The sequence below is a fragment of the Acinetobacter sp. GWC1_38_13 genome, assembly GCF_001767535.1.
Classification (GTDB): Bacteria; Pseudomonadota; Gammaproteobacteria; order Pseudomonadales; family Moraxellaceae; genus Acinetobacter; species Acinetobacter junii.
On record NZ_MELG01000119.1, the window covers coordinates 7,201 to 12,736 of the forward strand.

Annotated in this window: 9 protein-coding genes; 4 read left to right on the forward strand and 5 right to left on the reverse strand. The window is 38.3% G+C overall.

Annotated elements, in window-relative coordinates; all coding sequences use genetic code 11:
* Nucleotides 1-39 precede the first annotated feature (39 nt).
* Nucleotides 40-594 (reverse strand): oligoribonuclease, encoded by a 555-nt coding sequence (gene orn, locus A2003_RS12980; RefSeq protein ID WP_125318829.1) that lies wholly within the window; start codon nt 592-594, stop codon nt 40-42.
* Between the two features lie 124 nt (nt 595-718).
* On the opposite strand from orn, the gene rsgA reads away from it, so the two are divergent.
* The 4 genes from rsgA (at nt 719) to secB (ending at nt 3,035) form a co-directional block, all read left to right on the forward strand.
* Nucleotides 719-1,777: a ribosome small subunit-dependent GTPase A gene (rsgA, locus tag A2003_RS12985; protein WP_004955558.1), complete on the forward strand. Its 1,059-nt coding sequence runs from the start codon at nt 719-721 to the stop codon at nt 1,775-1,777.
* A gap of 95 nt (nt 1,778-1,872) precedes the next feature.
* Nucleotides 1,873-2,289, forward strand: coding sequence for a rhodanese-like domain-containing protein (locus A2003_RS12990; protein ID WP_004955555.1), 417 nt, complete (start codon nt 1,873-1,875; stop codon nt 2,287-2,289).
* An 11-nt stretch (nt 2,290-2,300) separates the two neighbouring features.
* Nucleotides 2,301-2,561 carry a glutaredoxin 3 gene (grxC, locus tag A2003_RS12995; protein WP_004774456.1) on the forward strand — a complete coding sequence of 87 codons (261 nt, stop codon included), beginning with the start codon at nt 2,301-2,303 and terminating at the stop codon, nt 2,559-2,561.
* Between the two features lie 15 nt (nt 2,562-2,576).
* Entirely contained in the window at nt 2,577-3,035 is a 459-nt protein-coding gene (gene secB, locus A2003_RS13000) for a protein-export chaperone SecB (RefSeq protein ID WP_004906530.1), read from the forward strand.
* A 50-nt stretch (nt 3,036-3,085) separates the two neighbouring features.
* Here the strand turns inward: secB and A2003_RS13005 are convergent, their stop codons facing one another.
* The 4 genes from A2003_RS13005 to A2003_RS13020 all read right to left on the reverse strand — a co-directional run.
* Nucleotides 3,086-3,694, reverse strand: a complete 609-nt coding sequence (locus tag A2003_RS13005; RefSeq protein WP_004906528.1) for an alpha-ketoglutarate-dependent dioxygenase AlkB family protein — start codon at nt 3,692-3,694, stop codon at nt 3,086-3,088.
* Complete coding sequence (locus A2003_RS13010; RefSeq protein WP_004906526.1) at nt 3,681-4,523, reverse strand: methylated-DNA--[protein]-cysteine S-methyltransferase; 843 nt, start codon at nt 4,521-4,523, stop codon at nt 3,681-3,683. The genes A2003_RS13005 and A2003_RS13010 overlap by 14 nt, the downstream gene beginning before the upstream one ends.
* Before the next feature lie 204 nt (nt 4,524-4,727).
* Nucleotides 4,728-5,105, reverse strand: coding sequence for a cytochrome b562 (locus A2003_RS13015; RefSeq protein ID WP_039047712.1), 378 nt, complete (start codon nt 5,103-5,105; stop codon nt 4,728-4,730).
* 156 nt (nt 5,106-5,261) lie between these two features.
* On the reverse strand, nt 5,262-5,536 hold a 275-nt coding region (locus A2003_RS13020), incomplete at its 5' end, for a phosphopantothenoylcysteine decarboxylase domain-containing protein (RefSeq protein WP_286687472.1).

Genomic DNA, 5,536 nt, shown 5'->3' on the forward strand with positions numbered 1-5,536 from the left:
TATATTTCAATGGCATCATTATAAAAGATAAGCCATGAGTTATTTATTCATAATAAAAAAATATTCACGGTAATATTTTAATTCAGCAATTGAGTCACGAATATCGTCCATCGCCAAATGTGAGGCATTTTTCTTTAAGCCACTCATAATTTCAGGTCTCCAGCGTTTCGCTAACTCTTTGACTGAAGATACGTCTAAATTACGATAATGGAAGAACTGTTCAAGTTCAGGCATCAGGCGATGTAAGAAACGGCGATCTTGGCAGATTGAGTTACCACACATTGGTGATGATTTTGGATTCACCCATTTTTTTAAGAACTCAAGTGTTTGCTGTTCTGCATCTTGCGCAGACAATTTACTACGGCGTACACGTTCAATTAGACCTGATTGACCATGTTGCTTGGTATTCCATTCATCCATTGCGTTTAGAATCAAATCTGATTGATGAACCACTAAAACAGGACCTTCAGCAAGAATATTAAGATTATCATCAGTAATAATTGTTGCGATTTCAATAATCTTATCGTTATCTGTATCCAGACCTGTCATTTCTAGGTCGATCCAAATTAATCGTGTATCTGGGGTACTGCTCATAGATCGTGATTCTAAAGTGCTTAAAAACATCAATAGTAGCAAATTAATTACTTCTTGGCTGTAATTCTATAGTGGCTTCATGCTATTTTTGCGGTCTTAAATGTATGGATTTTTTGGGACATGAATGGCTTTAATTCGTAAACGTCGCTTAACCGAACAACAGCAACGTCGTATTGAGAAACAGCACAAATCTCGTCAAGACGACATTGACACATCACAAGATTTGGATGGGCTAGTTGTTCAGCATTATGGTCGTCAACTCGAAGTACAAGCACTCTCTGTACCTGATCAACATCCAGAAAAACCAGAAGTTCAAGATGGTGAGCCTGAACCTTTCTGGAAACCAATTGAATTGGATAGTGTTTGGCGTTGCCATACTCGTACCAATCTCGAATTATTGGTCACTGGTGATCGCGTCAAATGGCAAGCAGATCCCAATACAGGTTTAGGGATCATTACTGCGATCTATCCTAGACAATCTCTACTAACTCGCCCAGACCGCTATCATAAGGTTAAGCCTGTGGCAGCAAACATTAGTCTGATTGTGATTGTATTTGCACCATTGCCAGAACCTGCACCAACATTGATTGATCGTTATTTGGTTGCCTGTGCTGATGCCAATATTCCTGCATTATTGGTACTCAACAAATCAGACTTACTCACTGAAAATGATCCTATTCTAAATTTACTCAGTGAATATGAAGCCTTGGGTTATGAAACCATGATCTGCCAATCACAAGGTGATTTGACTGAACTTGCTCAACGCTTGGACAAGGAAACTGTGGCTTTTGTAGGGCAATCAGGTGTTGGTAAAAGCTCATTGATCAATACCATCGTCCCAAATGCAGCACAGAAAACCAATGTAATCTCAGAAAACTCAGCCCTTGGTCAACACACCACGACTTCAACACGTCTGATTAAATTTGGATCAAACGGCGCATTGATTGATTCTCCTGGGATTCGTGAGTTCGGACTATGGCATCTAAATTTAGAAAAAGTTCGCACAGGTTTTCCTGAAATTGAATCACATCTTGGTCTCTGCCAATTTCGTAATTGCACCCATACGCATGAGAAAAATTGTGCATTGAAACAAGCAGTTGATCAAGGTGAAATCCTTCAGCGCCGTCTTGACAGTTATTTACGCCTCATTGATGAAATTCAAGAAGCTCAACAAAAAAGTTAACTTTTCTCGATCATTCCCCCTTGAACTAAGGATTTTGATCACCATAGAGATACGTTATACTCAGGATCAATTTTGATTTTAACTTTAGGTGACTTGTGGAACGCTGGTTAGAGTTTATGGGGAATCACCCCTTCTTATTTGGTGCGCTCGGCGTATTGATCGTGTTGTTCTTTGTTTTAGAAGGACAACGTAATGGTCGTAAAATTTCACCGCAATCACTCGGTATTTTGGTTAAAGCAAAAAATGCCATGCTGATTGACCTTCGTGATGCGAAAGATTTCCGTGATGGTCACATCAGCGGTAGCCGTAACATTCCATATAGCCAAATCACAAGTCATGTAGATGAATTAAAAGCAAGTGATCGTCCATTGGTATTTATCTGTAACTTAGGTCAAGTTGCGGGTGCAGCATTGCAAAAAGTTGCGCATGCAGATAGCTATCGTCTAGATGGTGGTATCAGCAACTGGAAAGCTCAAGGCTTACCCTTAGTTAAAAGTAAAACCAAAGCTTAAGGAGCAATAAGATGACAACTCCAAACGTCACAATTTACTCAACGCTGTCTTGCCCATACTGTGTACGTGCAAAACAATTACTTGAGCGTAAAGGCGTTGCTTTTAAAGAAATTAATCTTTCAAATGAAGCACCTGAAGTTCGTATTGAGTTAATGCAACGTACCAATCACCGTACAGTGCCTCAAATTTTTATCAAAGACCAATTCATTGGCGGTTTTGATCAACTTTATGCTTTAGAGCGTGAAGGTAAACTCGACCAATTATTAGCTTAACTTTAAGGAAAAACAATGAGCGAAGAACAAGTTCAACCACAACTGGCATTAGAACGTATTTATACTAAAGATATTTCTTTTGAGGTTCCTGGCGCGCAAGTATTTACAAAACAATGGCAACCAGAACTCAATATCAATTTATCTTCTGCTGCAGAAAAAATTGACCCAAATCATTACGAAGTATCATTAAAAGTTGTAGTTCAAGCAACAAATGAAAATGAAACGGCGTTTATCGTTGATGTAACTCAATCAGGTATTTTCTTGGTTGATAATGTTGAAGAAGACCGTCTTCCATATATCTTAGGTGCTTACTGCCCAAATATCTTGTTCCCGTTCTTACGTGAATCGGTAAATGATTTAGTAACTAAGGGTAGCTTCCCACAATTGTTACTTACACCAATTAACTTTGATGCAGAATTTGAAGCAAACATGCAACGCTTACAAGCGGATGCCGATGCTCAAGGTCAAGCTTAATCGTTATTGCGATAGCTGTAAAAAAGGACTGAATATCAGTCCTTTTTTTATTACTCAACAATCGTTCTAAAGGTAAGATTAATCCGTGGTGTAAATATTTTTTTGGTTGGCGGTAAACGATGTAACCAATATGTCTGTGTCGTATCTTTCATAACTAATAAACTTCCATGTTCTAAAAACACATCAACTTTTTCTTTGGTTTGTTTATGCTTAAACGCAAATTTACGTTCTGCTCCAAAGCTTAAAGAAGCAATTGCACCATTTTTGATGAGATCGATTTCATCATCACTGTGCCAAGCCATTCCCTCTTCTCCAGAATGGTAAAGATTGAGCAAGCAAGAATTGAATGTTTCACCTGTTAATTTTTCGACTAAGGCTTTTAACTCAATCAGTTCTATAGTCCAAGGCAAAGCATATTTATTAATGTTGGAATAGGTATATTCGAAGCCTCGATCACCATACCAAGCGACTTTTCTTTTAGTTATAATTTTTCGACCAAAAATAATCGCCTGATCGTTTTCCCATGCAATGTTCTTCATAAGCATTTCGAAATAGTGATCTGCTTCTAAACTACTTAAAACTTTACCATAATAATGAACAGTCCCCTCGTAGGGTAAATAGTTCACTGCTGGATCTGCTTCAATATCAAATAATTGCATGAGTCTGCGAGCCCTCCCAACCAATAATCGCTGTTTTACGAACTGTTCCCCACTCATATCCACCGATAGCGCCAGTCGACTGAATCACCCGATGGCAAGGGATTAAAAATGCAATCGGGTTATGGCCAATTGCTGTTCCAACAGCACGAGCTGCTTTGGGATGATCAATCATCTGGGCAAGTTGTCCATAAGTCGAAAGTTGACCCATTGGAATTTTGAGTAAGCTCTGCCAAACTTTTAATTGAAAGGGTGTGCCCTTGAGATGTAATTTAATCATCGGAAGTTGTTCCCAATCCTGACGAAAAAACTTCAGTGCAGCTTCTTGAAACGCGTCAACTTGTTCAATATACATTGCATGAGGAAATTGCTCTTTTAAATGTGCTAATGCTTCAGCTGTATTTTCTACAAATCGAAGTGTACAAATGCCTTTCTGAGTGGATGCAATCAACACCTGACCAAATGGTGTTTCAGAAAACTGATAATGAATCGTTAAATGCTGCCCACCATATTTATACTCAGCAGGTGTCATACCTTCTATTTGAATAAAAAGATCATGTAGTCGACTGGTACTCGATAATCCTGTCGCAAATGTTGCATCAAATACGCTGCCCTGCTGTTGCTTCAGAACCTTCTTTGCATGTTCAATGCTGATATATTGTAAAAATTTCTTCGGACTGGTACCCGCCCACTCAGTAAACAAGCGCTGAAAATGTGCTGGACTAAGATGAATGTGTGCTGCTATTTCATCAAGCTGTGGCTGCCTTTGAAAATTATTCTGTATATAAGCAATCGCTTCTGCAATACGCTGATAATGTTGTTGTGAGGACATAGGATTAGCTCTCATCATTCATCGTTTCACTGTATCAATTTAGAAATTTGATGAAAATCCGAATCATGCTCAGTTTATGTTCTCATTCAATATAAATGAATGCGCATAAAAAAACTGCACGCTTAATACGTACAGTTTTATCACTAAACTACTGGCTCGACTTAACAATACACGCTTAGATTTATTGATCTAAATCCCAATAAATTAATGCATATAATGCTTATGACCTTGATCACGTAAATCTGCAATTTTCTTCGCTTGTTTTTTTGCTTCGTCTAACTTACCTGCTTGAACAAGTACTTTTGCTTTATCAATTTCCACAATAATTTGCTCAAATAATGCTGTTGAAGTCGGAACTTTTTCAGCTGAATGTGAGGCCAACTTATACTGTTTTGAATGGACTGCTGCTGCACGCATATTATTTAAAGCAGCTGTTGCCGCCTGTGGATTTTCAGCCTGATTGAATGCTTTATAGTTTTTACCGAGTGCTTTCATATCATCAGATAAACCACCAGCAAAAACTGGGCTACTCAAACTAAAACATGACAACATAAGTGCAGTGGCTAAAGTTTTTTTAATCATCAGGATGTCCTATCAAAACTGTGGCTATAATTGAGTTCACGTACAGACTGACATCGCACACAGTTGTGCTTATAGGTCAGATGACGACGTAAGTTTAGAATACATAAAAAATGCAACGATTTCGTTGCATTTTAATTAAAAGTAAAATGGTTTTATTTACGACTTCTGTAGTAAAGCATCATGTATTGCTTCTACCAACTGTTGCGAAATCTCTTGCTTTGACGCTTTCTCTAACTCACGCTTTTCCATATGGTATGTCTGAGCGAAAAATACTGTCATTGCATTTTCATCAGAAGCGAAACCAATATCAGGTCGAGACACATCATTACATGCAATCATGTCTAGTTTTTTAGCAACCAATTTACCTGCTGCATATTCTTCGACATTTTGCGTCTCAGCGGCAAAGCCCACCATAAATGGACGCTGTTGTT